General features: G+C 63.7%; 23 protein-coding genes. 11 read left to right on the top strand and 12 right to left on the bottom strand.

What is annotated here, in order from left to right; translation table 11 throughout:
- Nucleotides 1-64 precede the first annotated feature (64 nt).
- The 10 genes from PTE30175_RS16910 to PTE30175_RS16865 form a co-directional block, all read right to left on the bottom strand.
- Entirely contained in the window at nt 65-1,819 is a 1,755-nt protein-coding gene (locus PTE30175_RS16910) for a PhoH family protein (RefSeq protein ID WP_150698234.1), read from the bottom strand.
- 181 nt (nt 1,820-2,000) lie between these two features.
- Nucleotides 2,001-2,462 carry a peroxiredoxin gene (locus PTE30175_RS16905; protein WP_150698233.1) on the bottom strand — a complete coding sequence of 154 codons (462 nt, stop codon included), beginning with the start codon at nt 2,460-2,462 and terminating at the stop codon, nt 2,001-2,003.
- A gap of 69 nt (nt 2,463-2,531) precedes the next feature.
- Nucleotides 2,532-3,434: a polysaccharide deacetylase family protein gene (locus PTE30175_RS16900; RefSeq protein ID WP_150698232.1), complete on the bottom strand. Its 903-nt coding sequence runs from the start codon at nt 3,432-3,434 to the stop codon at nt 2,532-2,534.
- A 151-nt stretch (nt 3,435-3,585) separates the two neighbouring features.
- Nucleotides 3,586-4,629 (bottom strand): bifunctional UDP-4-keto-pentose/UDP-xylose synthase, encoded by a 1,044-nt coding sequence (locus PTE30175_RS16895; RefSeq protein ID WP_150698231.1) that lies wholly within the window; start codon nt 4,627-4,629, stop codon nt 3,586-3,588.
- An 8-nt stretch (nt 4,630-4,637) separates the two neighbouring features.
- Nucleotides 4,638-5,543 carry a formyltransferase gene (locus PTE30175_RS16890; RefSeq protein WP_150698230.1) on the bottom strand — a complete coding sequence of 302 codons (906 nt, stop codon included), beginning with the start codon at nt 5,541-5,543 and terminating at the stop codon, nt 4,638-4,640.
- Nucleotides 5,544-5,595: 52 nt separating this feature from the next.
- The gene (locus PTE30175_RS16885) at nt 5,596-6,591 is read right to left on the bottom strand and encodes a glycosyltransferase (RefSeq protein WP_150698229.1); all 996 of its coding nucleotides are present in this window, start codon (nt 6,589-6,591) and stop codon (nt 5,596-5,598) included.
- A complete protein-coding gene (locus PTE30175_RS16880; RefSeq protein WP_150698228.1) occupies nt 6,588-7,730 on the bottom strand; it encodes a DegT/DnrJ/EryC1/StrS family aminotransferase in 1,143 nt (380 codons plus the stop codon). The genes PTE30175_RS16885 and PTE30175_RS16880 overlap by 4 nt, the downstream gene beginning before the upstream one ends.
- A 49-nt stretch (nt 7,731-7,779) precedes the next feature.
- On the bottom strand, nt 7,780-8,151 hold the full coding sequence (locus tag PTE30175_RS16875) for an SMR family transporter (protein WP_150698227.1): 372 nt from the start codon (nt 8,149-8,151) through the stop codon (nt 7,780-7,782).
- A gap of 69 nt (nt 8,152-8,220) precedes the next feature.
- Nucleotides 8,221-9,909, bottom strand: a complete 1,689-nt coding sequence (locus PTE30175_RS16870; RefSeq protein WP_150698226.1) for a glycosyltransferase family 39 protein — start codon at nt 9,907-9,909, stop codon at nt 8,221-8,223.
- Nucleotides 9,906-10,292, bottom strand: coding sequence for an Mth938-like domain-containing protein (locus tag PTE30175_RS16865; protein WP_150698225.1), 387 nt, complete (start codon nt 10,290-10,292; stop codon nt 9,906-9,908). Before PTE30175_RS16865 ends, PTE30175_RS16870 begins: the two co-directional genes overlap by 4 nt.
- A 231-nt stretch (nt 10,293-10,523) precedes the next feature.
- Between PTE30175_RS16865 and PTE30175_RS16860 the strand changes: the two genes are divergently transcribed.
- From PTE30175_RS16860 to moaE, 6 genes are read left to right on the top strand one after another with little or no spacing between them, the layout of a single operon-like run.
- The gene (locus tag PTE30175_RS16860) at nt 10,524-11,750 is read left to right on the top strand and encodes a pyridoxal phosphate-dependent aminotransferase (RefSeq protein ID WP_191629109.1); all 1,227 of its coding nucleotides are present in this window, start codon (nt 10,524-10,526) and stop codon (nt 11,748-11,750) included.
- Between the two features lie 49 nt (nt 11,751-11,799).
- The gene (locus tag PTE30175_RS16855; protein WP_150698223.1) at nt 11,800-13,110 is read left to right on the top strand and encodes a homoserine dehydrogenase; all 1,311 of its coding nucleotides are present in this window, start codon (nt 11,800-11,802) and stop codon (nt 13,108-13,110) included.
- A gap of 41 nt (nt 13,111-13,151) precedes the next feature.
- On the top strand, nt 13,152-14,618 hold the full coding sequence (gene thrC, locus PTE30175_RS16850) for a threonine synthase (protein WP_150698222.1): 1,467 nt from the start codon (nt 13,152-13,154) through the stop codon (nt 14,616-14,618).
- Between the two features lie 3 nt (nt 14,619-14,621).
- On the top strand, nt 14,622-15,848 hold the full coding sequence (locus PTE30175_RS16845) for a molybdopterin molybdotransferase MoeA (protein WP_150698221.1): 1,227 nt from the start codon (nt 14,622-14,624) through the stop codon (nt 15,846-15,848).
- Between the two features lie 17 nt (nt 15,849-15,865).
- Nucleotides 15,866-16,123 carry a molybdopterin converting factor subunit 1 gene (moaD, locus tag PTE30175_RS16840; RefSeq protein WP_150698220.1) on the top strand — a complete coding sequence of 86 codons (258 nt, stop codon included), beginning with the start codon at nt 15,866-15,868 and terminating at the stop codon, nt 16,121-16,123.
- A gap of 14 nt (nt 16,124-16,137) precedes the next feature.
- Nucleotides 16,138-16,605 carry a molybdopterin synthase catalytic subunit MoaE gene (gene moaE, locus PTE30175_RS16835; protein WP_150698219.1) on the top strand — a complete coding sequence of 156 codons (468 nt, stop codon included), beginning with the start codon at nt 16,138-16,140 and terminating at the stop codon, nt 16,603-16,605.
- Here moaE and PTE30175_RS16830 read toward each other — a convergent pair.
- Nucleotides 16,595-17,101, bottom strand: coding sequence for a group III truncated hemoglobin (locus PTE30175_RS16830; protein WP_150698218.1), 507 nt, complete (start codon nt 17,099-17,101; stop codon nt 16,595-16,597). The two genes, moaE and PTE30175_RS16830, sit on opposite strands and share 11 nt — an antisense overlap.
- 287 nt (nt 17,102-17,388) lie before the next feature.
- Here PTE30175_RS16830 and clpB point away from each other — a divergent pair, with 287 nt between their 5' ends.
- The 5 genes from clpB to PTE30175_RS16805 all read left to right on the top strand — a co-directional run bounded on the left by clpB (nt 17,389) and on the right by PTE30175_RS16805 (nt 24,448).
- Nucleotides 17,389-19,989, top strand: a complete 2,601-nt coding sequence (gene clpB, locus PTE30175_RS16825; RefSeq protein ID WP_150698217.1) for an ATP-dependent chaperone ClpB — start codon at nt 17,389-17,391, stop codon at nt 19,987-19,989.
- Nucleotides 19,990-20,168: 179 nt separating this feature from the next.
- Complete coding sequence (locus tag PTE30175_RS16820) at nt 20,169-21,767, top strand: GMC family oxidoreductase (RefSeq protein ID WP_150698216.1); 1,599 nt, start codon at nt 20,169-20,171, stop codon at nt 21,765-21,767.
- Nucleotides 21,768-22,020: 253 nt separating this feature from the next.
- Nucleotides 22,021-22,494, top strand: coding sequence for a DUF2306 domain-containing protein (locus PTE30175_RS16815; protein WP_191629108.1), 474 nt, complete (start codon nt 22,021-22,023; stop codon nt 22,492-22,494).
- Complete coding sequence (locus tag PTE30175_RS16810) at nt 22,491-23,633, top strand: sensor histidine kinase (protein ID WP_150698214.1); 1,143 nt, start codon at nt 22,491-22,493, stop codon at nt 23,631-23,633. Before PTE30175_RS16815 ends, PTE30175_RS16810 begins: the two co-directional genes overlap by 4 nt.
- The gene (locus tag PTE30175_RS16805; protein WP_150698213.1) at nt 23,630-24,448 is read left to right on the top strand and encodes a LytR/AlgR family response regulator transcription factor; all 819 of its coding nucleotides are present in this window, start codon (nt 23,630-23,632) and stop codon (nt 24,446-24,448) included. The genes PTE30175_RS16810 and PTE30175_RS16805 overlap by 4 nt, the downstream gene beginning before the upstream one ends.
- Here the strand turns inward: PTE30175_RS16805 and PTE30175_RS16800 are convergent.
- Nucleotides 24,411-25,337 carry an AraC family transcriptional regulator gene (locus tag PTE30175_RS16800; RefSeq protein ID WP_150698212.1) on the bottom strand — a complete coding sequence of 309 codons (927 nt, stop codon included), beginning with the start codon at nt 25,335-25,337 and terminating at the stop codon, nt 24,411-24,413. The two genes, PTE30175_RS16805 and PTE30175_RS16800, sit on opposite strands and share 38 nt — an antisense overlap.
- Nucleotides 25,338-25,479: the final 142 nt, after the last annotated feature.

The following is a 25,479-nucleotide window of genomic DNA, read 5'->3' as shown; positions in this document are numbered from 1 at the left end:
CCTCAGCCGCGCGGCGCAAAAAAAGCGCCCCGAGGGGCGCTGTCGATCCGATGAAGCCGACGCGTCAGAGAATATCGGCTGCGTAGTCGGCGAGGCGGGAGCGTTCGCCGCGCGCGAGCGTGACGTGTCCGCTGTGCCCCCATCCCTTGAAGCGATCCACGACATACGTCAGACCGGAACTGCCTTCGGTCAGGTACGGCGTGTCGATCTGGGCGATGTTGCCCAGGCAGATCAGCTTCGTGCCCGGACCCGCGCGTGTCACGAGCGTCTTCATCTGCTTCGGCGTCAGGTTCTGCGCCTCGTCGATGATGACGAACTTGTTCACGAACGTGCGCCCGCGCATGAAGTTCATGCTCTTGACCTTCAGGCGCGAACGGATCAGCTCCTGGGTGGCCGCGCGGCCCCAGTCGCCGGCGGAATCGTCGGTCTTCTGGAGGACTTCGAGGTTGTCGTCGAACGCGCCCATCCACGGCTGCATCTTCTCTTCCTCGGTCCCGGGCAGGAAGCCGATGTCTTCGCCGACCGGTACCGTCGCGCGCGTGATGATGATCTCGTTGTAGCGCTTTTCGTCGAGCGTCTGCGAGAGTCCGGCAGCAAGCGCGAGCAGCGTCTTGCCGGTGCCGGCCTGGCCGAGCAACGTGATGAAATCCACTTCCGGGTTCATCAGCAGGTTCAGCGCGAAATTCTGCTCGCGGTTGCGCGCCGTGATGCCCCACACATTGTTCTTGTGGTGGCCGTAGTCGCGCAATGTCTGCAGCAGCGCCGTCTTGCCGTTGATCTCGCGGACCTGGGCGTAGAACGGTGCTTCTCCGTTATTGGTTTCGAGAAAGACGAACTGGTTGATCAGGAAGTTTGCACACGCCGGGCCGGTGATGCGGTAGAACGTGGTGCCGGTACGATTGTCCTGCCAGCTTTCCATGCCCTTGCCGTGCTTCGTCCAGAAGTCCAGCGGCAGGGCCATGACGCCCGAATACAGCAGGTCGCTGTCCTCGAGCACCTTGTCGTTGAAGTAGTCCTCGGCCGGAAGTCCGAGCGCATGCGCCTTGACGCGCATGTTGATGTCCTTTGACACCAGCACGACCTGTCGATCCGCGAACTTCTTCTGCAGCGCCCGCACCACGCCGAGGATCTGGTTGTCGGCCTTGCCCTGCGGCAGGCCTTCCAGAGGTTCCGTTTGCGGCAGGTCGGTCTGGAAGTACAGCCGTCCTGCGGCGTCCTTGTTGCCCAGGCGGGACAGCAGAATGCCGTCCGCCATGCCAGTGGTGCCGCTGTCGGCAACCAGGCCGTCCAGCGTACGGCTGACCTGACGTGCATTGCGCGCGACTTCGGACATCCCCTTCTTGTGGTTGTCGAGTTCCTCGAGCGTCATCATGGGCAGATAGACGTCGTGTTCTTCGAAACGGAAGAGGCTGCTCGGGTCGTGCATCAGCACGTTGGTATCGAGTACGAACAACTTGGCCGGCTCACCACCGCGCGTGCGCGCGGCACTGCCCTTCGATTGCGGTGCGCCGGATGACGGTTTCGATGCCCCGCCACGCGCGGACTCGCCGCCGGGCGACGGGCGCGGCGAGCGGGCGGACGGGTGTTCGTTGTTGGCGGCAGGGGCTTTCGCCACCACGGGGTTGCCGGCCGCCGCGAGGTTGGATGTTGCACGATTGGGCGCAGCGGCGGATTGTCCGCCGCCGGGTTCGCCCAGGGCCGTCTGTTCAGCTTGAGGAATGGGCTTCTTGGCCTCCGTGCGCGAGGGTTTCAGGCGGGTGGGGAACTGGTCCGGGGCAAGTAGCGTGCCCGGTTTCGTCGGCGCCGATGGCAATGGCATAGATTTCCCGTTCAAGAAAAACACTCGACTGCGACGTTTTCACGTCTCAGCAACAAAAAAGCCGCCTGCCCGGACGCACCGGAGAGGCGGCTTGGCTGCGGGCGCCGCCAATGCCGTGGCGACGCTCACAATCTCTGAGTTCTAGGTTGCGCTCGATCATTACGACCGACTATAACGCCACTTATAACGCTTGTACAGCCGCCAAAACTTCGTCCACATGGCTCGGCACCCTGACCCCGCGCCATGCCTTTCGGAGGACGCCGTCGGCGTCGATCAGGAACGTGCTGCGTTCGATGCCAAGGTGTTCTTTACCATACAATTTTTTCTTCTTGATGACGTCGAACAGATGGCACACGGCTTCGTCACCGTCGGAGATGAGCGGGAAGGGCAGCTCGAGCTTGGCCTTGAAATTTTCGTGCGAGCGCAGGCTGTCGCGCGACACGCCGGCAATCTCGGCGCCGGCGGCCGTGAACTGGTCGTAGGCATCGCGGAAATTCATGCCTTCCGTCGTGCAGCCCGGCGTGTTGTCCTTCGGGTAAAAATAGATCACCAGCTTGCGTCCGCGCAGCGCCTTCAGGGAGAAGTCCCCTCCGGTGGCCGGTGCGGAGAAATCGGCGACGGGGGTATCGATTGCGACCGTCACTATAAGCTCCTTGGATAGTGGGCCTGCGTGCTGCCCATAAGCGTGACTGCGTATTGTTGTTGGTAGCGCTCAGGCGGCGCGGCCTTCGACGATCAGTTCGCCGGACCGGCCTTCCACCTCGCCCCACACAACCGGCCGGGCCGGCAGCGCGGCGAGATCCAGGGTGGCATGATATTCGCCCATGGTGACGAGATCATGGCCCTGCGCACGCCAGCCGGCCAGCAGCTTCGCGAACAGCGGCGCGAGTTTCTGGCCTTCGAGTTCGGCATGCAACGTGAACACGTGATCTTGCGCCGGATTTTCGGTCAGGGCAAGCAAATGCCGGGCCACGCCGTCGGCGTCGCGGCCGTCGATGCCGAGAAGTTCATCAACCGTCGGCAGTGTTGTCGGCATCTGAACATGCGACAGGCGCTTGCCGTCAACGACAGGGTAGTGGGGCGCCTCGCCCCGCCCGTCCGAGGCGTACTTCATGCCCCAGGCGTCGATCTGGCGGAACGCGTGGTTGTTCATCTGCCAGCCAGCCGCACCATGCGTGACAGGCGGTGTGCCGAAGATGTCGGTGAAGCGTTCGTACGCACGCGTCATCTGCTTCCCGGTCCAGGCCGCATCGCGGCCGCGCACGTTGTCCTGCCAGTAGACGTGATCCCACGTGTGGATCCCGGTCTCGTGCCCGGCTCGCGCCACGGCGCGCATGGCGTCGGCGCCGCGACGGCCGATATCGGGGCCCGGCAGCAGCGTGCCGTACATCAATGTCTTGAAGCCGTAGTGTTCTACGACGGAGGTGCGCGATACCTTCTTCAGGAAGCCGGGGCGGAAAACGCGCTTGAGCGCCCAGCCCGTGTGGTCGGGGCCCAGGCTGAACAGGAAAGTGGCGCGTGCCTGCGCGTCGGCGAGCAGCCGAACCAGGTTCGGCACGCCTTCATGCGTGCCGCGCAGCGTGTCGACGTCGATTTTCAGGGCGATCTGGGCCATGGCTCGGAAATTCCCGGGAGCAAGTACGAGGAGAGTCGTGCAGAGGGCGCGCTCGGCAGATCGCGCCGAGTCAAAAAACGCCCGGCGCGACGCAATGCGCGGCGGGCGTTCGGCGCGAAATGGGCTCGCTGGCCAAGCGCGAGCGGCTCGCTTACTCGACCAGGCGTCGAGCCTCGGCCACATGGCCGCGATACGCTTCGAAAATCTTGCGCAGGGCGTCGTCCATGCTCGTCGTCGGCTTCCAGTCGAGTTCGGTCATGGTGTTCTCGATCTTCGGCACGCGATTCTGCACGTCCTGGTACCCGTTGCCGTAATACGCGCCGGACGACGTTTCCACCAGCTGGACCTTCTTGGCCGACTCGGCGTACTCGGGGAATTCGCTGGCCAGCTTCAGCATCATGTTGGCCAGTTCGCGCACCGAGAAGTTATTCTTCGGGTTGCCGATGTTGTAGATCTTGCCGCTGGCGATGTCGTTCTTGTTGTCGATGATGCGCACGAGGGCGTCGATACCGTCATCGATGTCGGTGAACGCGCGCTTCTGGCTGCCGCCGTCGACGAGGCTGATGTTCTCGCCGCGGGCGATGTGACCCAGGAACTGCGTGACCACGCGCGACGAACCTTCCTTCGGCGTATAGATCGAGTCGAGGCCGGCGCCGATCCAGTTGAACGGGCGGAACAGCGAGAAGTTCAGGCCTTCCTGCATGCCGTAACCCCAGATCACGCGGTCCATCAGCTGCTTCGAGCACGCGTAGATCCAGCGCGGCTTGTTGATCGGGCCGTAGATCAGCGGCGAGGCTTCCGGATCGAATTCTTCGTCCGTGCACATGCCGTAGACTTCCGACGTCGACGGGAACACGAGGTGCTTGCCGTACTTTACGGCCGAACGCACGATCGGCAGGTTCGCCTCGAAGTCGAGTTCGAACACGCGCAGCGGCGCCTTCACATAGGTGGCGGGCGTGGCGATGGCGACGAGCGGCAGGATCACGTCGCACTTGCGCACGTGATACTCGACCCACTCCTTGTTGATCGTGATGTCGCCTTCGAAGAAATGCATGCGCTCGTGGTTGAGCAGATCGCCGAGGCGGTCCGTCAGCATGTCCATGCCGTAGACTTCCCAGTCGGTGGTCTCGAGGATGCGCTTCGACAGATGGTGGCCGATGAACCCGTTGACACCGAGAATCAGGACTTTTTTCATAATTGCGGTCAGTGATTGAGCTGGGAAAGTTGTGTCGGCGTCACGGGGACGCCGTCCAGCAATAGTTCTTGAATGGCGATGGCGCGGCCGTCGCCGCACACGCCGAGGATCGCATTATCCACTACTTGCAGGCCGAGGGGCAAACCGGCCGGCGGCGTGATGCGCGACAGGCGGGCGCGCGCGACGACCCAGCGGCGTTGCGATTGATCCGTAAACGCCCCCGGATACGGCGGCGCCACAGCGCGGATCAGGTTGTAGACGGCGCTTGCGGGCTGGGTCCAGTCGATACGGCCGTCCTCAGGCTTGCGGCCGCCGAAATAGCTGCCGGCGGCCAGGTCGTTGGGCAGGCGCGGCGCAGTGCCGGCCAGCAGGCCCGGCAGACACGTCCAGAGCGTTTGCTCAGCGGCGACGGTCACCTTCTCGAAGACTACCCCGGCGGTGTCGTCCGGCAGGATCGGCACCGCCGTTTGGGCAACGATGGCGCCCGCGTCGGGCTTGGCCGCCATTTCATGCAGCGTGGCACCGGTCTCGGTTTCGCCACGCAAAACCGCCCAATTGACCGGCACGCGTCCGCGATATTGGGGCAGCAGCGAGCCGTGCATATTGAATGCGCCATGCCTGGCCAGGCCGAGCAGTGCCACCGGGATCATGTGGCGGTAATAGAAGGAGAAAATGAAGTCCGGCGCGATCGCGGCAATTTGCGCGTGCAGGTCGGCACCGCCGGCGTCCTCGGGCGTGACGACCGGGATGCCGTGCTCGGCGGCCACTGCCGCCACGCTGCCGAACCAGATGTTCTCGTTGGGATTGTCCTGGTGGCTGACCACCAGCGCCACGTCGACGCCGCGCGCGAGCAACACTTGCAGGCAGCGCACGCCAACGTTGTGATAGGCAAAAACGACGGCTTTCGAAGTCATGACGAAAAAGCGGGCCGGCGGCCCGCGTCGCAGTTGAGAGGAAGGCCGGCGTTCAGCGGGCGCCCGCCGTGTCCGATTCGGCCGCCTGGGCGGTTGCGGGGGCCGCCGGGGCGTCGCGCTCTTCGAGCACGGCCTGTACGAGATAGCGCGGGCGCTGGCGAACCTGCTGATAGATCCGGCCGATGTACTCGCCGAGCAGGCCCATGCCGAACAGGATCACGCCCAGCAGGCAGAATGTCACTGCGAATAGCGTGAATACCCCCTGGACTTCCGAGCCGAACAGGAAGCGCCGTGCGATCAGCACGATGAACAGCAGGCCCGAGCCGATCGACAGCGATATGCCGATGCCCGAGAGCCACTGCAGCGGGACGACCGAAAACCCGGTGACCAGGTCGAAATTCAGACGAATCAGGCTGTACAGCGAATACTTCGATTCGCCGGCGAAGCGTTCTTCGTGCGCGACGTCCACTTCCACCGGGTTCTGGGCAAACGTATAGGCCAGCGCCGGAATGAACGTATTGATCTCGCGGCACTGGTTGACGGTGTCGACGATATGCCGGCTGTAGCCGCGCAGCATGCAGCCCTGATCGGTCATGCGGATGCGCGTAATGCGTTCGCGCAGGCGGTTCATGACCCGCGAGGCATTGCGGCGGAACCACGTGTCCTGACGGTTCATGCGGATCGTGCCGACATAGTCGTGGCCCGCTGCGAGCTTCTCGACGAGCTTGCCGATTTCCTCGGGCGGGTTCTGCAGGTCGGCGTCAAGGGTGATGACCCATTCGCCGCGCGTGTGCTCGAAGCCCGCAAGGATGGCCATATGCTGGCCGTAATTGCCGTTGAACAGCACCACGCGGGTGACGTCCGGACGGACGCGGAATTGCTCGGCAAGCATGGCGGCCGAGCGGTCCCGGCTGCCGTCGTTGACGAACACGATCTCGTAGGGCAGCCCCAATTGATCGAGCGCGGGATACAGGCGCGCGAACAACGCGGCCAATCCGGCTTCTTCGTTATAAACAGGGATGACGACGGAGAGTTGCGGTCGATTCATTTTTGATAGTGAGCACAAATTGCGTTGACGGCCTCGCATACGCGGGCAACGTCGGCGTCTTCCATGCCCGGGAAGAGCGGCAGCGTGACGATGCTGCGTCCCAGGCGCTCGGCGTGCGGAAACTGGCCTTCCCGGAAGCCGAGCGAGCGATACAGGGTAAACAGGTGAATAACGGGGTAGTGTACGCCACTGCCGATGCCGCGCTCTTTCAGTTGTGCCATGAATCCGGCACGGTCGAGTGAGAGGCGGTGCTCCGGCAGCACGATCTGGAACATGTGCCAGTTGGTATCGGTGAAGTTGACCGGCGGCAATTCGACCCCGATCGCCGCTGCGGGGCCTTGGCGCAAGCCGTCGAAATACAGGCGCGCCAGTGCGGTGCGGCGCGCGTTGAACGCCGCCAGGTGCGGCATCTGGCCGAGACCGACGCGCGCGGCGACGTCCGTGAGGTTGTATTTGCCGCCGAGCACGTCGACGTCCATGCCGTCGAAACCGGTGCGGGTGACGCCCTGGAGGCGGTATTTTTCGGCCAGGCGGGCTTCGTCGGCGTTGTTGAAGACGAGCGCGCCGCCCTCGATCGACGTCAGGTTCTTGTTCGCATGGAAGCTGAACGACACCAGGTCTCCGATCGCACCGATGCGCTTGCCGCCCCAGGTCGACCCCATGGCCTGCGCGGCGTCTTCGATCACGCGCAGGTTGTGACGGCGGGCGATGTCGTACAGGCGGTCCATGTCGACCGGCAAGCCGGCCAGGTACACGGGCAGGATGGCACGCGTTTTCGGCGTAATGGCCTTCTCGACGAGGTCGAGGTCGAAGTTTCGCGTGACCGGGTCGACGTCGACGAACACCGGCGTCGCACCCACTTCGAGAATGACGTTCGAGGTGGCGACCCACGTCAGGGGCGTGGTGATCACTTCATCGCCGGCTTGCACGCCGGCGATGCGCAGCGCGATCTCCAGCGTGGCCGTGCCGGAATTGAAGGCGCGAACGGGGCGGCCGCCGAAATACTCGGACAATGCGGCCTCGAAGGCCTGGACCTGCGGGCCGGACGTAATCCAGCCCGAGCGCAGCACGTCGACCACGCCGGCGATGGTCGCATCGTCGATCGTGGGGCGCGTAAATGGCAGAAACGGTTGCGTCATGGTGAAACGGTTCCTCGGGTGGGGGGCGGGGAGCTGCGGCCGCCGGCGCTCAACTGCGCGCCAGCACGTAGACGCCGACCAGGATGATGCCGATGGCGGCCATGCGCTGCATCGACAACGTCTCGCCGAATAGATACCAGGCGGCAATGGCGTTGACCACATACCCGAGCGAGAGCATCGGGTAGGCGATCGACACCTGGACGCGCGACAGGGCGAGAATCCAGACGACGACGCTGATCGCGTAACAGAAAAGACCGCCGATGATCGGGACCTGCGTGGCCAGCTTGATGCCGATCGGGACAATGTTCTCACGCGTGAATGCCAGCGCGCCGATGGCACCTGCACCGGCCTTGAGCAGCAATTGCGCACAGGCATTGAGCAGCACGCCGGTCAGGATAAGCGAAAACGTCGTCAGATTCATGGAACGTTTATGAACGTTTGTGAAAGATTATGGAGATTTTTCCGGTTTCCGGTGCACGTTCCAGTGCGTTCACGGCTTCGCAATGATCACGCGGCGCGCATCGCTTGCGATGACGCGCATGGGCAGATGCGCCGCTTCCAGCTTGGGCATCAGCTCCGGATCGACGAGCGCGAGCGCCTTCGGATCGGCGAGCCAGCGGTCATGGAACGCTTCGAGCGTCGGCACCCATTTCTGCGGCTCCTGCGAAATGCCGAAGGCGAGTTCGTCCTGATGGGCGACCATGATCATCGTATGACGCAGATAGAACGGCATCGTATGGTCGAGCGTGCCGACCGAGTAGAACGGCGTATCGGGGCCCAGCTTGTTCATTTCCGACTTGACGGCGGGCACCAGCAGCACGCCGGTGCTGTAGCGGCCGAACGACTCGTGGCCGAGGCCGCCGATCATCACCAGCATGAACATGGCGCCCGCAAAGGCGATGATGCCGCGGCGAGCGCTGTGGCGCGCCAGGCGCCACGCGATGAAGATACCGATCAGGCCGGCCGCATAGGCGAAATACAGCCAGATCTGGAAGGCCTTGTACAACTCGACCGGATTGCGGGCGGAGCCATGGCGGCCGACGAGCACGGCCGTCAGCACGAAGGCCAGCACCAGGAGCACGGCGTAGCCGGCGAGATCGCGGCGCAAGCGCTCTTTCGTCACCTGCGACAGGAACAGGCCGAACAGCAGGGCCATGGCCGGCGCGATCGGCAAGATATAGGAAATCAGCTTCGAATGGGAGTAGCTGAAGAACGCGAAGATGAAGATCACCCAGACCCACATCAGCACGGCCGGCTTGAAGCCATTGGGTTGGCCGGGCATGCGCAGGGTGGCCAGGACCGTCTGGGGCAGCACCGACAGCCACGGCAGGAAGCCGACGAGGAACACCGGCACGAAATACCAGGGCGCGCCCTGGCGGTTATGCTCGTTGGTCAAAAAGCGGCGGAAGTGTTCGTTGACGAAGAAAAAGTCGAAGAATTCCGGATTGTGCTGCTGCACCAGGATGAACCAGGGCGCCGCGATCGCAAGAAAGACGATCAGGCCGCTGCCGAGATACAGGCGCTTCCAGAGCGCCCAGTCGCGCGTAATCAATGAGTAGATGATGAGCACGGCGCCCGGCAGCACGATGCCGATCAGGCCCTTGCTGAGCACCGCCAGCGCCATGCCGGCCCAGCACAGCCACATCCAGCCGCGCACCTGTGCCTTCGGCAGTCCAGGGCGCTGCGCGAGCAGCAAGCCGCACAGGGTGATGGCCATCATGAACGACAGGCCCATGTCGAGCACGTTGAAGTGGCCGAGCAGCGCCCACAGCGGTGCGCCGGCGAGGGCGGCAGCCGCCATCAGGCCCACGCGGCCGTTGAACACGCGGCGGCCGGTGTACCCGACGAGCAGCACGCCGCCAAAGCCGGTCAGGGCCGTCCACAGGCGCGCCTGCCATTCGCCAAGGCCGAATGCCATGAACGTGAGGGCGTTCATCCAGGTCTGCAGGGGCGGCTTCTCGAAGTATTTGTAACCGTTGTAGCGCGGGGTGATCCAATCGCCGGTGACCCACATTTCCCGGGCCATTTCGGCGTAGCGGCCCTCGTCGCTCGAAATCAGGTGGCGATAGTCGAGCACGCCGAACCAGATCAGCGCGAACGAGATCAGGAGAAGCCAGAAGGCGGTGGGCGAGAGGGGGTAGGGGTCGAGCGATGTGTGGCGGGTATCGGGATGGCTCACGCGGGAGTCTCGCTTTCGATCAATAGGGCCAGGGCCACCTTGCGGCCTTCGGCCATCAGGATGTTATAGGTGCGACACGCCGCCTGGAAGTCCATGGCCTCGACGCCGATCCGCGCGCCGGCCAGCGAGGCCGTCAGTCGCGGATGCGGAAAGCGAAGCCGTTTGCCGCTGCCGAAAATCACGACCTCGGGGGCGAAGCTCAGGAGCGCGTCGAAGTGCTCAGGCAGCAGCGAATCGAAAGAGTTCACCGGCCATTTCACGACTTCGCCCTCGGGAACAACCACCACGCTGTGCTCGAAGCGGACCTTGTTGACGTCGATGTAGTCCGGACCGTAGCCGGTGACGGTATTCCACGCCTGCAGCGGATCTTGATGCAGTTTCACTTTCGGAGTATCCCAAAGGGCAATGCGGCACCCGTCGGCGGCCACCGGAATGCCGGCGCAGCGCCGCGCATCTTGCCTTGGCGCGGCCAAACCGTCAATGATGCATTGCCGAAGTCTGTCATAATTGGCTAAATTATAACTTTTTGCCGTTCATCCACGGCAGAAACCGGTGCACTGCAGCATGATGCAGTGCTCGGGTTCGTTTTGCCGCCCGCCTAGAAGAACATCGCCGTGAAACCGATCCTGAAATCGCAGAAATTGCAGAATGTCTGTTATGACATTCGCGGGCCCGTACTGGAACATGCCAAGCGCATGGAAGACGAAGGCCACCGTATCATCAAGCTGAACATCGGCAATCTGGCGCCGTTCGGCTTCGAGCCGCCCGACGAGATCGTCCAGGACATGATCCGCAACCTGCCCAATTCGGCGGGCTACTCGGACTCGCGCGGCGTGTTCGCGGCCCGCAAGGCGATCATGCATTATTGCCAGCAGAAGCGGATCAAGGATGTCCAGCTCGACGACATCTACCTGGGCAACGGCGCCTCCGAACTGATCGTGATGGCGATGCAGGCATTGCTCAACGATGGCGATGAAGTCCTCGTGCCGGCGCCCGATTACCCGTTGTGGACCGCTGCCGTGAGCCTGTCCGGCGGCACCCCTGTGCATTACGTCTGCGATGAGCAGGCCGACTGGCAGCCCGACCTCGACGACATTCGGCGCAAAATCACGCCGAACACGCGCGCCATTGTCATCATCAACCCGAACAATCCTACCGGCGCGCTGTATTCCGACGCACTGCTGCAGGACATTGTGCTGCTCGCACGCGAGCACAAGCTGATCATCTACGCCGACGAAATCTACGACAAGATCATCTACGACGGGGCGACGCATACGTCGATCGCATCGTTGTCGGAGGACGTGCTGACCGTGACGTTCAATGGCCTGTCGAAAAGCTATCGCGCGTGCGGCTACCGTGCGGGCTGGATGGTCGTGTCGGGCGACAAGCGTCCGGCGCACGACTACATCGAGGGGCTCAACATCCTCGCGTCGATGCGGTTGTGCCCGAACGTGCCGGGCCAGTATGCGATCCAGACGGCGCTGGGCGGTTACCAGAGCATCAACGATCTGATCGTGCCCGGCGGCCGGCTGTATGAGCAGCGCGAGATCGCGCATCGTATGCTGACCGAGATTCCGGGCGTGACGTGCGTCAAGCCGAAGGCGGCGCTGTATCTGTTCCCGCGCCTCGACCCGACGCTGTATCCGATTGACAACGACCAGGAGTTCATTCTCCAGCTGCTGCTGGAAGAGAAAGTGCTGCTGGTGCAGGGTAGCGGCTTCAACTGGCTGCATCCCGACCATTTCCGCGTAGTGTTCCTGCCTCACGAGGGCGATTTGCAAGACGCCATTAGCCGCATTGCCCGTTTCCTCGACGGTTACCGCCGTCGTCACGGCAAGTGAGCCGCAAGAGAGCCGCGCAAGCGATTCCGACCATTTGAGTAGAAAACGCATGAAACCGATCAAAGTTGGCCTGCTGGGCCTGGGGACGGTGGGCTATGGAGCCTTCCGGGTATTGGCGCGCAATCAGGAAGAAATTCAGCGCCGGGCGGGCCGCGGCATCGAAGTCACCAAGATAGCGGTGCGCGACGTTGAGCGCGCCCGTGCCTTGGTGGCCGGCGCGTGCGAGGTCGTGGGCGACCCGATGCTGGTGGTGTCCGACCCCGACATCGATATCGTTGTCGAGACGATCGGCGGTTATGACCTGACGCGCGAACTCGTGCTGCAGGCGATCGCCAACGGCAAGCACATCGTCACGGCCAACAAGGCGCTGCTGGCCGTCTACGGCAACGAGATCTTCGCGGCGGCGCGCAAGGCCAACGTCATGGTCGCGTTCGAAGCGGCTGTGGCCGGCGGCATTCCGATCATCAAGGCGCTGCGCGAAGGGCTGACGGCCAACCGCATCCAGTGGATCGCCGGCATCATCAACGGCACCACGAACTTCATCCTGTCCGAAATGCGCGACAAGGGCATCGATTTCGATGCCGCGCTGGCCGACGCGCAGCAGCTCGGCTATGCAGAAGCCGATCCGACCTTCGACATCGAAGGCGTCGACGCCGCGCACAAGGTCACGATCATGAGCGCCATCGCCTTCGGCGTGCCGGTGCAGTTCGACAAGGCCTACGTCGAGGGCATCTCCAGGCTGGCCGCCATCGACATCAAGTATGCGGAAGAACTCGGCTACCGTATCAAGCTGCTCGGCATCACGCGCCGCACGGACGCAGGGATCGAACTGCGCGTGCACCCGACGCTGATCCCGGCCAAGCGCCTGATCGCCAATGTGGAAGGGGCAATGAACGCCGTGCTGGTGCATGGCGACGCTGTCGGTGCGACGCTGTATTACGGCAAGGGGGCGGGCGCCGAGCCGACCGCATCGGCCGTGGTTGCCGACATTGTCGACGTGACCCGCCTGCACACCGCCGATCCGGAGCATCGCGTGCCGCATCTGGCGTTCCAGCACGACGCGCTGTCGAACACGCCGGTGCTGCCGATCGAGGAAGTCACGACCAGCTACTACCTGCGCCTGTGCGTTGCCGATAAGGCGGGCGTGCTGGCCGAGATCACGCGTATCCTGGCCGACCTGAACATTTCGATCGACGCGCTGCTGCAGAAGGAATCGCGCGAAGGCGAGCCGCAGACCGACATCATCATCCTGACGCACGAGACGCAGGAGAAGCATATCAACGCCGCGATCGCCAAAATCGAGGCGCTCGAGACCGTGCTCTCCAAGGTCACGCGCATCCGCATGGAAGCCCTGAGCTGAACGGCGCTCGCGCCATGAATTGTCGATAGGACGCATACGCCATGAAATATCTTTCCACGCGCGGCGCCGGCACCTTGTCCGGTACGCCGCAGTCGTTCTCCAGCATTCTGCTGGGCGGCCTGGCTCCCGACGGCGGGCTGTATCTGCCGACGGCGTACCCGCAAGTCACGAAGGCCGAACTGTCCGCGTGGCGCCAACTGTCGTACGCCGATCTGGCGGCCGAAGTGCTGCACAAGTTCATCGACGACGTGCCCGTCGAGATCCTGCGCGACCTGACGCGCCGCACCTACACCGCCGAGGGATACAAGAACGTGCGTCCGGGGGAGAACGCCGCCGATATCACGCCGCTCGTCACGCTCGGCGAGGAAAACGGCGCGCCGCTGTCGCTGCTTGCGCTGTCGAACGGTCCGACGCTGGCGTTCAAGGACATGGCCATGCAATTGCTCGGCAATCTGTTCGAGTACGCATTGGCCCAGCACGGTGACGCCCTGAACATTCTCGGGGCGACGTCGGGCGACACCGGCAGCGCGGCGGAATACGCCATGCGCGGCAAGGACGGCATCCGTGTCTTCATGCTTTCGCCGGCCGGCAAGATGAGCGCGTTCCAGACCGCGCAGATGTACAGCCTGCAGGACCCGAACATCTTCAACCTCGCGGTCGACGGCGTGTTCGACGACTGCCAGGACATCGTCAAGGCGGTATCCAACGATCACGCATACAAGGCGCGCCACAAGATCGGCACCGTCAACTCGATCAACTGGGCGCGCGTCGTCGCGCAGGTCGTGTACTACTTCAAGGGTTACTTCGCTGCCACCGGCGGCACCGGGGGCAGCGACCGCGAGATTTCATTCACGGTCCCGTCGGGCAACTTCGGCAACGTTTGCGCCGGTCATATCGCGCGCATGATGGGCCTGCCGGTGCGCAAGCTGGTTGTCGCGACGAACGAAAACGATGTCCTCGACGAATTCTTCCGCACCGGCCGGTATCGTGTGCGCAAGTCGGCCGAGACGTACCATACGAGCAGCCCGAGCATGGACATCTCCAAGGCCTCGAACTTCGAGCGTTTCATGTTCGACCTGCTCGGCCGCGACGCCGAGCGGACCGTGGCACTGTTCCGTTCGGTGGAGACGGAGGGCGGCTTCGATCTGTCGGGCACCGACGCCTTTGCGCGCGTGGCCGAATTCGGCTTCGTGTCGGGCCGCAGTACCCATGCGGACCGGATCGAGACGATTCGCGACGTGGTCAAGCGCTACGATATCGTCATCGACACCCACACCGCCGACGGCGTGAAGGTGGCCCGCGAGGCGCTTGAGCCGGGCGTGCCGATGGTCGTGCTCGAGACGGCGCAGCCTGCGAAGTTCGCGGAAACGATCCTTGATGCGCTCGGCAGCGAGCCGCCGCGGCCGGCAGGCTTCGAGAAACTCGAAGCGTTGCCGCAACGTTTCGATACTGTGCCGGCCGATGCCGAACGCATCAAGGCGTTCATCGCCGGCCATACCGGGCTGTAAGCCATGCTCAGCACCCAGGAAGCGCTCAGTGCCGTGCTCGACGCGGCACGTCCCGTCGGCGCGTTCGAGACGATCGACACGCTGTCGGCCAATGGCCGCGTGCTCGCCGCCGATATCGTCGCCACGCTCGACGTCCCGCCCATGGACACGAGTGCGATGGACGGCTACGCCATGCGTTGCGGCGACCTGACCGGTGCCGAGACGGCCTTGCCCGTCACCCAGCGCATTCCGGCCGGCCATCAGCCGGAACCTCTGGAGATCGGCACTGCCGCGCGCATTTTCACGGGCGCGCCGCTGCCCGAGGGCGCTGACACGGTGGTGATGCAGGAGCAATGCGAGGCGGTGGACGACGGTAACCGCGTGATCGTTCGCCACGCGCCGCAAGCGGGCGAGTTCGTCAACCGACAGGGCTCGGATATTCGTAACGGCAGCGTCATTCTGGCGGCCGGCACGCGCCTGGGGCCGCAAGCGCTTGGGCTGGCTGCCTCGGTCGGTTGTGCGTCGCTGACCGTGAGCCGCCGTCTGCGTGTGGCAGTGTTCTACACCGGCGACGAACTGACGATGCCGGGCGAAACCTTGCGCCCGGGGGGCATCTACAATTCAAATCGATTCGTATTGCGCGGTTTGCTCGACAACCTCGGTTGCGAATTGACGGATTACGGCATCGTGCCGGACAACTTGGCGGCGACCCGGGCGATTCTGCGCGACGCTGCGCGGTCGAACGACCTGATCATCACGTCGGGCGGCGTATCGGTGGGCGAGGAGGATCACGTGAAGCCGGCAGTGGAAGCGGAAGGGCGCTTGAACCTCTGGCAGATTGCACTCAAGCCGGGCAAGCCGCTGGCGTTCGGCGAAGTCATCAATGCCGCGGCCGAACCGGCGGCGCGCCGGGCCTGGTTCATCGGCTTGCCGGGCAATCCGGTGTCCAGTTTCGTGACCTTCCTGTTGTTCGTGCGCCCGTTCATTTTGCGGCTGCAAGGGGCGACGGACGTGACCCCGCGCCGCCTTGCGCTGCGCGCCGATTTCACGCAGAAGAAGGCCGACCGCCGCAACGAATTCCTGCGTGCGCGCATCAACGCGACGGGCGGTCTGGACCTGTTCCCGAATCAGAGTTCGGCGGTGCTCACGTCGACCGTCTGGGGCGACGGCCTGATCGACAATCCGCCCGGTCACCGCATCGAAGCGGGCCAGACGGTGGCGTTCCTGCCGTTCGCCGAACTGTTGTCCTGAATGCTGGAGTCATTGCGATGAAAATTGAACTCCGCTATTTCGCGAGCGTGCGTGAAGCGCTGGGCCGCAGCGAAGAAGTGGTCGACTTGCCGGATGAGGTGGTCACCGTTGGCGACGTCCGTCACTGGCTGCAGCGCCGCGGCGATCCGTGGCAGGACACGCTGGCCGAGGGCCGTGCGCTGCGCATGGCGCTCAACCACCAGATGTGCCGGCCGAACGTGCGTATCAGCGACGGTTGCGAAGTCGCGTTTTTTCCGCCCGTCACGGGCGGTTGAGCCGGGAGCCCGCCATGACGGTCCGCGTCCAGACTGAAGATTTCGACTTGTCCGCCGAAGTGCGCGCGCTGCGTGCGGACGATTACCGCGTCGGCGCAATCGCGAGCTTCGTCGGCACCGTGCGGGATTTGAACGACGGGCAGGACGTCGCCCGCATGACGCTCGAGCACTATCCCGGGATGACAGAAAAGGCGCTCGAGGCTATCGTTGAAAAGGCGCGTGCGCGTTGGGACATTTACGACGCGCTGGTCATCCATCGCCACGGCGAACTCGGGCCGGGCGACCAGATCGTCCTTGTGGCGGTCACGTCGGCGCACCGGGGCGAGGCGTTTGCCGCCTGCGAGTTCATCATGGACTATCTGAAGACGGAAGCGCCGTTCTGGAAAAAAGAAGTGACGCCGCAGGGCGAGCGTTGGGTCGATGCCCGCGAGGCAGATGACGCCGCACGCGGTCGTTGGGGCGACGACGCACTCACGCGTTGACGCCGCGGTCCGCCGCGCGCAGACGCTTCACACTCTCCAACAGCGCCCGCTGCGACGGCGGCAGGGCGTACTCCCAGCCGAACAGTCCCAGTTGAAGGCTCTCGGCAATCCGCACGGCCGGCTCGGCGAAGTCGATCGCCGCTTCCGGCGTGAAGCACCGCTCCAAGGTATCGAAAAACAGCGCCAGCCAACGGCTGAAATGTTCGCCGGACAGGTGGGCAAACGACTGGTGCGCCTGCATCACATTGCCGCGATACGTCTTGCTGCCCAGCACAATGCTGCACCAGAACTCAACCATCTTGCCCAGGTGCTGATCCCAGCGGCCTTCCAGCGCGCCGCGGAACACCGGGCCGATCAGGTCGTCATCGCGTACGCGGCCGTAAAAGGTGTGAACCAGCACGCGCACGGCATCGGCATCGACTGTGCCCAAGCGCTTTGCGGCATCGTGGATAGGGGGCGTATCGGCGGTTGCCGCAGGGGAGGTGGAGGCGTTCATTGTCTTGGGCGTCAGTCGGGCAGCAAGTCGGTGCGAGGGGCGCGGCATCACGTCGCGGGCGCACAAAACATGGCGTAAAAATCACTATTATGAACTTCATGCCGGCGCGCGTCCGGCGTTGCCCATTGCCCCACGTTCGGCCCCGAGCTTTTCGGGACAGGCCGCCGTCTGCGGGCCCTGATTTCGTCCTGTTGTATTTCGTTCCATTTTCCGAGACGAATCCTCTTGAAAACTAAGTGGCATGTCCGCACATCCGATCCAGAACGCAATTCTTACCGGAGCACTTGATGCGACAAGACAAATTCACCACGCAGTTTCTGGAAGCGCTGGCTGATGCCCAGAGCTTGGCCGTCGGGCGCGATCAGCAATACATTGAAGCGCCGCACTTGCTGGCGGCGCTGCTCGCGCAAAACGAAGGCGCGGCGCGCTCGTTGCTGGCCCGTGCCGGCGTGCAGGTTGCGGCGCTGGCCAGCGACGCCGAGGCTGCGATTGCACGCCTGCCGCAGGTGCAGGGCACAGACGGCAACGTTCAGGTCGGCCGCGAACTGGCCGGGCTGCTCAATCAGGCCGACAAGGAAGCCCAGAAGCATGGCGACAGCTATATTGCGAGCGAAATGTTCCTGCTCGCGCTGGCCGACGACAAGGGCGAAACCGGGCGTCTGGCGCGTGCGCGCGGCCTGACCCGCAAGGCGCTGGAAGCCGCCATCGAAGCGGTGCGCGGCGGCCAGTCCGTCGACAACCAGGACGCCGAAAGCCAGCGCGAAGCCCTGAAGAAATACACCCTCGACCTGACCGAGCGGGCCCGGGCGGGCAAGCTCGATCCCGTGATCGGCCGGGATGACGAAATCCGCCGCACTATCCAGATCCTGCAGCGCCGGACCAAGAACAATCCGGTGCTCATCGGCGAACCGGGCGTCGGCAAGACGGCCATCGTCGAAGGACTGGCGCAGCGCATCGTCAATGGCGAAGTGCCCGAGTCGCTGAAGAACAAGCGCGTGCTGGCGCTCGACATGGCGGGCCTGCTGGCCGGCGCCAAATTCCGCGGCGAGTTCGAAGAGCGTCTGAAGGCGGTGCTCAACGACCTCGCGAAGGACGAGGGCAGCACGATCGTTTTCATCGACGAACTCCATACGATGGTCGGTGCCGGAAAGGCCGAAGGCGCGATGGACGCGGGCAATATGCTCAAGCCCGCCCTGGCGCGCGGCGAACTGCATTGTGTCGGCGCGACCACGCTCGACGAATACCGCAAGTACATCGAGAAGGATGCCGCGCTGGAACGCCGCTTCCAGAAGGTGCTCGTCGACGAACCGACCGTGGAGGCGACCATCGCCATCCTGCGCGGCTTGCAGGAAAAGTACGAGCTGCACCACGGCGTGGAGATCACCGATCCGGCCATTGTCGCGGCGGCGGAATTGAGCCATCGCTATATCACGGACCGCTTTCTGCCGGACAAGGCGATCGACCTGATCGACGAGGCCGCCTCGAAGATCAAGATGGAAATCGACTCCAAGCCGGAGGTGATGGACAAGCTCGACCGCCGCCTGATCCAGCTCAAGATCGAGCGCGAAGCGATGAAGAAGGAGACTGACGAGGCCTCCCAGAAGCGGCTTGCACTGATCGAAGAGGAGATCTCGCGGCACGAGCGGGAATACGCCGATCTGGAAGAGATCTGGACGGCCGAGAAAGCCGCCGTGCAAGGCAGCGCGCAGTTGAAGGAAGAGATCGAGAAGACGCGTGCCGACATCACGCGGCTGCAGCGCGAGGGCAAGCTCGACAAGGTGGCCGAGCTGCAATACGGCAAGCTGCCGCAACTTGAGGCGCGTTTGCGCGACGCGGCGCAAGCCGAGGCGTCGGGCAAGGCGCAAGAGCGTCCGCGCCTGCTGCGCACGCAAGTCGGCGCGGAGGAAATCGCCGAGGTCGTGTCGCGCGCCACGGGCATTCCGGTGTCGCGGATGATGCAGGGCGAGCGCGAAAAGCTGCTGCACATGGAAGACAAGCTCCACGAACGCGTGATCGGGCAGGACGAGGCGATCATGGCCGTGTCCGACGCCATCCGCCGTTCGCGTGCGGGGTTGGCCGATCCGAACCGGCCGTATGGGTCGTTCCTGTTCCTGGGGCCGACCGGCGTGGGCAAGACCGAACTGTGCAAGGCGCTGGCCATGTTCCTGTTCGATTCGGAGGAGCATCTGATCCGCATCGACATGAGCGAGTTCATGGAGAAGCACAGCGTGGCGCGTCTGATCGGTGCGCCGCCGGGATACGTGGGCTACGAGGAAGGCGGCTACCTGACCGAAGCGGTGCGCCGCAAGCCGTACAGCGTGATCCTGCTCGACGAAGTCGAGAAGGCGCACCCGGACGTCTTCAACGTGCTGCTGCAGGTGCTCGACGATGGCCGCATGACCGACGGGCAGGGCCGTACCGTGGACTTCAAGAACACGGTGATCGTGATGACGTCGAACCTCGGTTCGTCGTTGATCCAGTCGATGATCGGCGAGTCGCAGGATCGCATCAAGGATGCGGTGTGGGGCGAGATCAAGGAGCATTTCCGTCCGGAATTCCTGAACCGGATCGACGAAGTCGTGGTGTTCCACGGCCTCGACCAGAAGCACATCGAGTCGATCGCGAAGATCCAGATCGAGCGCTTGCGCGAACGTCTGGCGAAGATGGACATGGTGTTGTCGGTGTCGCAGGCGGCGCTCACGCACGTGGCGCGCGAAGGCTTCGATCCGGTGTTCGGCGCGCGGCCGCTCAAGCGGGCGATCCAGCAGGAAATCGAAAACCCGGTCGCAAAGCTGATTTTGTCGGGCAAGTTTGGTCCGAAGGATACGGTGCCGGTGGACTGGCGCGAAGGCCGCTTCACGTTCGATCCGGCGCCTGCCGCGCAGTAAGGCGATCGGGAGCGCAGGACAAGACGCCGTGGGTTTTCCCACGGCTTTTTTTTTGTTGCGCCCGGCAGGGCGCACTCACTGAGTGTTTTTCTACCCATGTTGACATTGCGATTGCCTATCTGTAGCATTTTCACTAACGCGTCATGAGTTGCGTTAGTGAAAACAGGAAAACATCATTTATGACCATTCACGCTGACTACGACTATATTGTCGTGGGCGCTGGGTCGGCTGGCTGTGTACTCGCCAACCGGCTTTCGACTGATCCGCTCCACAAGGTTCTGCTTCTGGAGGCGGGCGGATGGGATAGAAGTCCGCTCATTCACATTCCTGGCGGATTCCTTCCGATGCTGCAGGGTGGATTGTTCAGTTGGAAATATGAAACGGCACCGCAACAGAATTTGAACAATCGCGTGCTGCATGATGTGCGCGGTAAGGTCATTGGCGGGAGCAGTTCGATTAACGGCATGTGCTACAGCCGCGGTGCACCGGAAATCTTCGATGAGTGGGCGCGTCTCGGGAATAAGGGGTGGTCCCACGCGGAGGTGTTGCCCTACTTCAAGCGCGCCGAAGGCAATGAACACGGCGAGAACGCGTTTCACGGCGGCAGCGGTCCTCTGCGTGTGACGCAGGCTCGCATTGACAATCCTGCATCGGCGGCTTGGCTGGACGCAGCGCAACAGGCCGGGTTCCCATACAGCGACGATCACAACGGCAGCAAGCCCGAGGGCTTCGGTCCGTCGGATCGGACCATTCTCAACGGACGCAGGATCAGCTCTGCCGTCGCGTACTTGCGGCCTGCCCTTCGCAGAAAGAATTTGAAAGTCGAGACGAAGGCGCACGCCACCAAGCTTTTATTTCAGGGCATGCGTGTCATCGGCGTCGAATATGTGCAGGGCGGGAAAGTCAAACGCGCTTACGCCCGTGAAGAAGTCATTTCGAGCGGTGGCGTGTTTCAATCGGCGCAGTTGTTGATGTTGTCGGGAATTGGTGATGCGAATCACCTGAAGTCGGTAGGCATAAACCCCGTTATCGACCTCAAGGGTGTGGGGCAAAACTTGCATGACCATGTCGGTTCCCAGATTCAGATCGCCTGCCCGCAGCCGGTAACTGACTACAAGTATTTCGAGAGCCGTCTGGCCATGGCCAAAGCGGGGCTAAGCTATTTGTTCAAGCGATCCGGACCTGCGGCAGGAAACAGCACCGACGCCATCGCCTATCTTCGGTCCGGTGCAACGGGTCATTCGGAATTGGATCTCAAGTTTTACCTGATCCCCATCATGCCGAGCGCGACCGGCGTCGTGCCGGAGCACGGCGTATCGAACCTGATTATCCTGACTCGACCGGAAAGTCGTGGAGAGTTGAAACTGCGCTCGGCGGATCCTGCGACGCCGCCGCTCATTAACGCGAACTATTTGGCCCATGAACGGGATCGCGAAGCGCTCAGACGGGGTGTGAGAATTGCGCGCGACATATTCGGTCAGCGAGCCTATGATGCTTTCCGTGGTCGGGAGGTTGCGCCGGGCGTGGATTGCTCGGGCGACGCTCAGTTGGACGATTATTTCCGGGAGACAATCAACCCCAATTATGAGGCGGTCGGCACTTGCAGAATGGGTAACGACGATCTCGCCGTGGTGAACGACAGGTTGCAGGTGCATGGCACCGAGGGGCTGAGGGTTGTTGACGGATCCGTCATGCCGAGAATATCGACCGGCGATCCTAGTGCTTCCATCATCATGATCGCGGAAAAGGCCGCCGAGATGATCACAAACGATGCCTGACGATTGAGCGTCAGAGCGCATGCGCGTGACCGTGGGGGCGCGCATGGCGCAGGGTGGCGCCTGCCGCGTCACTCATGAACCATGCGGCGGACTGCGCCCCGAAGCGTATTCGGTGCCGCCGTTTGCGCCGCAATCCACGCCACCACGCAAACCGTTCGTCTCGAGGAAACCACCGTTCGTCGCATCGATGCGGCGGTGCCGGCAGCCCGGGGCTAACGTCGAATCGTCATACAGGGCCAATGAGGAGAAAGCCATGACGATTCTGACGATTCACTTGCTGGCGGCGTCGGCCGCGCTGGTCTGCGGCACGACGGTCATGATGATGCGGCGCGGCACGCTTGTGCACCGCAGGTTGGGCATGATGTGGGTGGCGGCAATGGCGATCACCGCGCTGACGAGTTTCGGCATCCGTTCCTTGCACCCGGGGCATTTTTCGGCGCTACACGGTTTGGCGCTGGTCGTGCTGTTCGGCCTGGCGCGCGCTGTCTGGGCGATTCGGCATGGCAATGTGCGTGCCCATCGGATGTCGATGACAGGGATGTACGTAGGGCTTATCGTTGCCGGAACCTTGGCGTTCGCGCTGCCTGGGCGGACACTGAACCGGTGGGTCCGCGACACGGTACAGACACGCGTCACGGACGCGGGTAACAGGTACGGAGCGACGGTGGCGGCGAGTGCGGCGCCGGCGCACCGGACGATGGCATCGAACGGAGAGACACGGCAATGAAGACGACGCTTTCCGGTTCGCCCGATGCGGCTGCCGGCGCAAAGCCGGGCGCATGGGCAGGCTTCGGGGTGGAGATCGCGGCCATTGCCGTGTTCAACACGGTCATCGCCGCTGCGCTGTACGCCTTTCACTTTGGCGGCTCATTCTGGCAGAACTGGGTGTTCAGCCAGTGTATCGGCATGTCGATCCTGCTTTTCGTGGACGGTGGCCGTCGGTGGCGCTGGCGCGGCGGCGAGCCATCGCATGCCGGCTTCCTCGGCGTGATGCTTGGCGGATGCCTTGGCGGCTTGCTCGTCGGCGTGGTGCTGGGCACATGGCTGTTGGGCTTGCCGTTCTCGATCTGGCGGCCGAGCGCGGGACATAGCCTCCCAGTGGCGTTGGGCGTGGCGCTCGTCGCGACGGGGTTGGCCTCCTGGTATGGGTGGTCGCGTGCGCGTCTGGCGCAACTCAAGGCAACGGCGGCGCAGCAGGCGCTGGCGCAGGCGGCCGTGGAAAAGCAACTGGTGCAGGCGCAGTTGCAAGCGCTTCAAGCGCAGATCGAGCCCCATTTCCTCTTCAACGTGTTGGCCAACCTCGATTCGTTGATCGCGAGCGACCCGGCGCGTGCCCGCTTGCTGCTTGGCCATCTGAACCGGTTTTTGCGCAATTCGCTGACGGCGATCCGGGCCGGGCGCAACGCCTTGGCCGACGAATTCGCGCTGCTCGACGCCTTGCTTTCCATTCAGCAAATCCGCTTCGGCGAGCGGCTGCGCTACACGATCGATTTGCCCGACGAATGCCGCGCGTTGCCGGTGCCGCCGATGTTGCTGCAGCCGCTGGTGGAGAATGCGGTCAAGCATGGCGTCGAGCCTTCGATGGCGGGCGGCGCCGTGTCGGTCTCGGCACGTCTGGCGCAGGTGGGCTCCGGCGCCGGCCCGGGCGGCCGGCCGTGCCTGATCTTGACGGTCAGCGACGATGGCGCGGGTTTTCCGGCCCGGGGTTCATCGGGGCATGCCACGGCCGGCGTCGGCCTGGCCAATGTCCGCGAACGTTTATATGGCATTTACGGTCCTCATGGCACACTGACGTTGAGCGAAGGCACGCCGCGAGGTGTTGTCGCGACGCTCACCCTGCCGCTCGACACGCGTTTCCAAGCATGACTGCTCCCCTGGCCCTGATCGCCGAAGACGAACCCCTGCTGGCCGCGTCGCTGCATGCGGCGCTGGCGCAGGCATGGCCCGAATTGCGCTTCCTGCCTGCCGCAGCGGACGGCGTGTCGGCCATCGCGAGCATTGCTGCGTCGCAGCCGGACATCGTGTTTCTCGATATCGCCATGCCAGGGGCGACAGGCCTCGATGTTGCCCGTGCCTGCGCGGCACTGTCGCACCCCCCGCAGATCGTGTTCGTGACCGCGTATGACCGCTTCGCGCTGGATGCCTTCGACGCGGCGGCCGTCGACTATCTGCTCAAGCCGGTTGAGCCGGCGCGCCTGGCGCAGACCGTCGCCCGTCTGCGTGCGCGGTTGGCAACCCCGGATGTGGCCGCGCTGGACCGTGTTGTGCACGCGTTGGCCAGGCAATGGGATGCCGGTCCGCGCGCGGAGAAAGGCACGCCGCCGGGCACTGCTCGGGAGACGAACGACGTGGCGGACTATCTGCGCTACGTGCGTGCGTCGATTGGGGGCGAGATACGGATCGTGCCCGTGGAGGACGTCTGCTATTTCGAGGCGGCCGACAAATACGTGACCGTTGCGACGCCGGACGGCGATCTGTTGATCCGCACGAGTCTGCGCGAGTTGCTGCCGCAACTCGACCCGAACCGCTTCTGGCAGGTGCATCGCAGCACGCTGGTGAACGTGGCGGACGTGGTGAGCGCCCAGCACTCCCCGCTGGGCCGCATGACGCTCAAGCTCCGGCGCCGCAAGGACCGCGTGGCAGTCAGCCGCCAGTACGCACACCTTTTCCGGCAGATGTAACGGCGCCGCCCGCGGGCGCGAAGAATTCGCTTGGCGTGCGCCCGAAGGCGCGCTTGAACATCGCGGAAAACGCACTCTGGCTTCGATAGCCGAGTTCGTGTGCGATGCGCGCGAGCGGATAGCCTTTCGACGCCAGCGGAATCGCCTGCGCCAGTACCGCCTGCTGGCGCCACTGCACAAAACTCATATTCAGTTCCTGACGAAACAGCCGGCCGATGGTGCGCGGGCTGGCGCCGGCATAGCGCGCCCATTGATCCAGCGTCCATGCGCGGGCCGGATCCGCCAATATTGCGTTGCACAGCGTCAGGAGACGTTTGTCGCGCGGTAGCGGCACTTGCAGTGGCAACGGCGATGCACGCCGCAGTTCATCGAGAATCAGCCTGCCGAGCAACAGCTCGCGTGCGAGGTCGTTGACGCCGTCGGGGACATCGATCGCGGCGATCAATTCGCGCAGCAGCACCGAGACTTCGACGACGCGGCAATGGTCGAGGCCCGCGGGAATGGCATCGGGGTAGACGTACAACGTGCGCAGGTAGGCGGGTTCGTTGACCTGGAGACTGTGCTCGACGTCGGGCGGTATCCAGATGGCGCGCGACGGCGGCACAATCCATGCGGCATCGGCCACGGCGATCTGAATGACGCCGCGCGCCGTATAGGCGACCTGGGCCCACGCGTGCCGGTGGCCGGGCACCTTGATGCCGTCGCTGAGCGGCCGCGCACGTAACCGGACAGGCCGGTCGGCCGTTGGCACGAACTCAGGCGGGACGACGGGCGACCCGGCGCCGACCGGCTCGATCGACGCGATTGGCGCAATCGGCACAAGCGTAGGCAGCGGGCCAGGGGAGGGCCCGCCAGCGGGCGTGGATACGGCGTCGGACGGAATCGTCATGGCGTGGACGCGACAAATGGAATCTCATAAGTGTAATTCAGCCGTCACGCAACGCGTAGTGCCGATTTTGTGCGCGTGGGCAACACGGCAGTTCCACGCTATGATCGCCGCGAAGGGGCACGTTGCGTTTCATTTATTCGGA

The sequence above is a fragment of the Pandoraea terrae genome, assembly GCF_902459695.1.
Classification (GTDB): Bacteria; Pseudomonadota; Gammaproteobacteria; order Burkholderiales; family Burkholderiaceae; genus Pandoraea; species Pandoraea terrae.
The sequence above is the reverse complement of the archived record's forward strand: the minus strand, read 5'-3'. Positions and strand labels throughout refer to the sequence as shown.

Excerpts from the sequence above, each read along its gene's own strand:
- PTE30175_RS16910 (WP_150698234.1), bottom strand. The coding sequence starts at position 1,819 with ATGCCATTGCCATCGGCGCCGACGAAACCGGGCACGCTACTTGCCCCG.
- PTE30175_RS16900 (WP_150698232.1), bottom strand. The coding sequence starts at position 3,434 with ATGGCCCAGATCGCCCTGAAAATCGACGTCGACACGCTGCGCGGCACG.
- PTE30175_RS16895 (WP_150698231.1), bottom strand. The coding sequence starts at position 4,629 with ATGAAAAAAGTCCTGATTCTCGGTGTCAACGGGTTCATCGGCCACCAT.
- PTE30175_RS16890 (WP_150698230.1), bottom strand. The coding sequence starts at position 5,543 with ATGACTTCGAAAGCCGTCGTTTTTGCCTATCACAACGTTGGCGTGCGC.
- PTE30175_RS16885 (WP_150698229.1), bottom strand. The coding sequence starts at position 6,591 with ATGAATCGACCGCAACTCTCCGTCGTCATCCCTGTTTATAACGAAGAA.
- PTE30175_RS16880 (WP_150698228.1), bottom strand. The coding sequence starts at position 7,730 with ATGACGCAACCGTTTCTGCCATTTACGCGCCCCACGATCGACGATGCG.
- PTE30175_RS16875 (WP_150698227.1), bottom strand. The coding sequence starts at position 8,151 with ATGAATCTGACGACGTTTTCGCTTATCCTGACCGGCGTGCTGCTCAAT.
- PTE30175_RS16855 (WP_150698223.1), top strand. The coding sequence starts at position 11,800 with ATGAAACCGATCAAAGTTGGCCTGCTGGGCCTGGGGACGGTGGGCTAT.
- thrC (WP_150698222.1), top strand. The coding sequence starts at position 13,152 with ATGAAATATCTTTCCACGCGCGGCGCCGGCACCTTGTCCGGTACGCCG.
- PTE30175_RS16845 (WP_150698221.1), top strand. The coding sequence starts at position 14,622 with ATGCTCAGCACCCAGGAAGCGCTCAGTGCCGTGCTCGACGCGGCACGT.
- moaD (WP_150698220.1), top strand. The coding sequence starts at position 15,866 with ATGAAAATTGAACTCCGCTATTTCGCGAGCGTGCGTGAAGCGCTGGGC.
- moaE (WP_150698219.1), top strand. The coding sequence starts at position 16,138 with ATGACGGTCCGCGTCCAGACTGAAGATTTCGACTTGTCCGCCGAAGTG.
- PTE30175_RS16830 (WP_150698218.1), bottom strand. The coding sequence starts at position 17,101 with ATGAACGCCTCCACCTCCCCTGCGGCAACCGCCGATACGCCCCCTATC.
- clpB (WP_150698217.1), top strand. The coding sequence starts at position 17,389 with ATGCGACAAGACAAATTCACCACGCAGTTTCTGGAAGCGCTGGCTGAT.
- PTE30175_RS16820 (WP_150698216.1), top strand. The coding sequence starts at position 20,169 with ATGACCATTCACGCTGACTACGACTATATTGTCGTGGGCGCTGGGTCG.
- PTE30175_RS16815 (WP_191629108.1), top strand. The coding sequence starts at position 22,021 with ATGACGATTCTGACGATTCACTTGCTGGCGGCGTCGGCCGCGCTGGTC.
- PTE30175_RS16810 (WP_150698214.1), top strand. The coding sequence starts at position 22,491 with ATGAAGACGACGCTTTCCGGTTCGCCCGATGCGGCTGCCGGCGCAAAG.
- PTE30175_RS16805 (WP_150698213.1), top strand. The coding sequence starts at position 23,630 with ATGACTGCTCCCCTGGCCCTGATCGCCGAAGACGAACCCCTGCTGGCC.
- PTE30175_RS16800 (WP_150698212.1), bottom strand. The coding sequence starts at position 25,337 with ATGACGATTCCGTCCGACGCCGTATCCACGCCCGCTGGCGGGCCCTCC.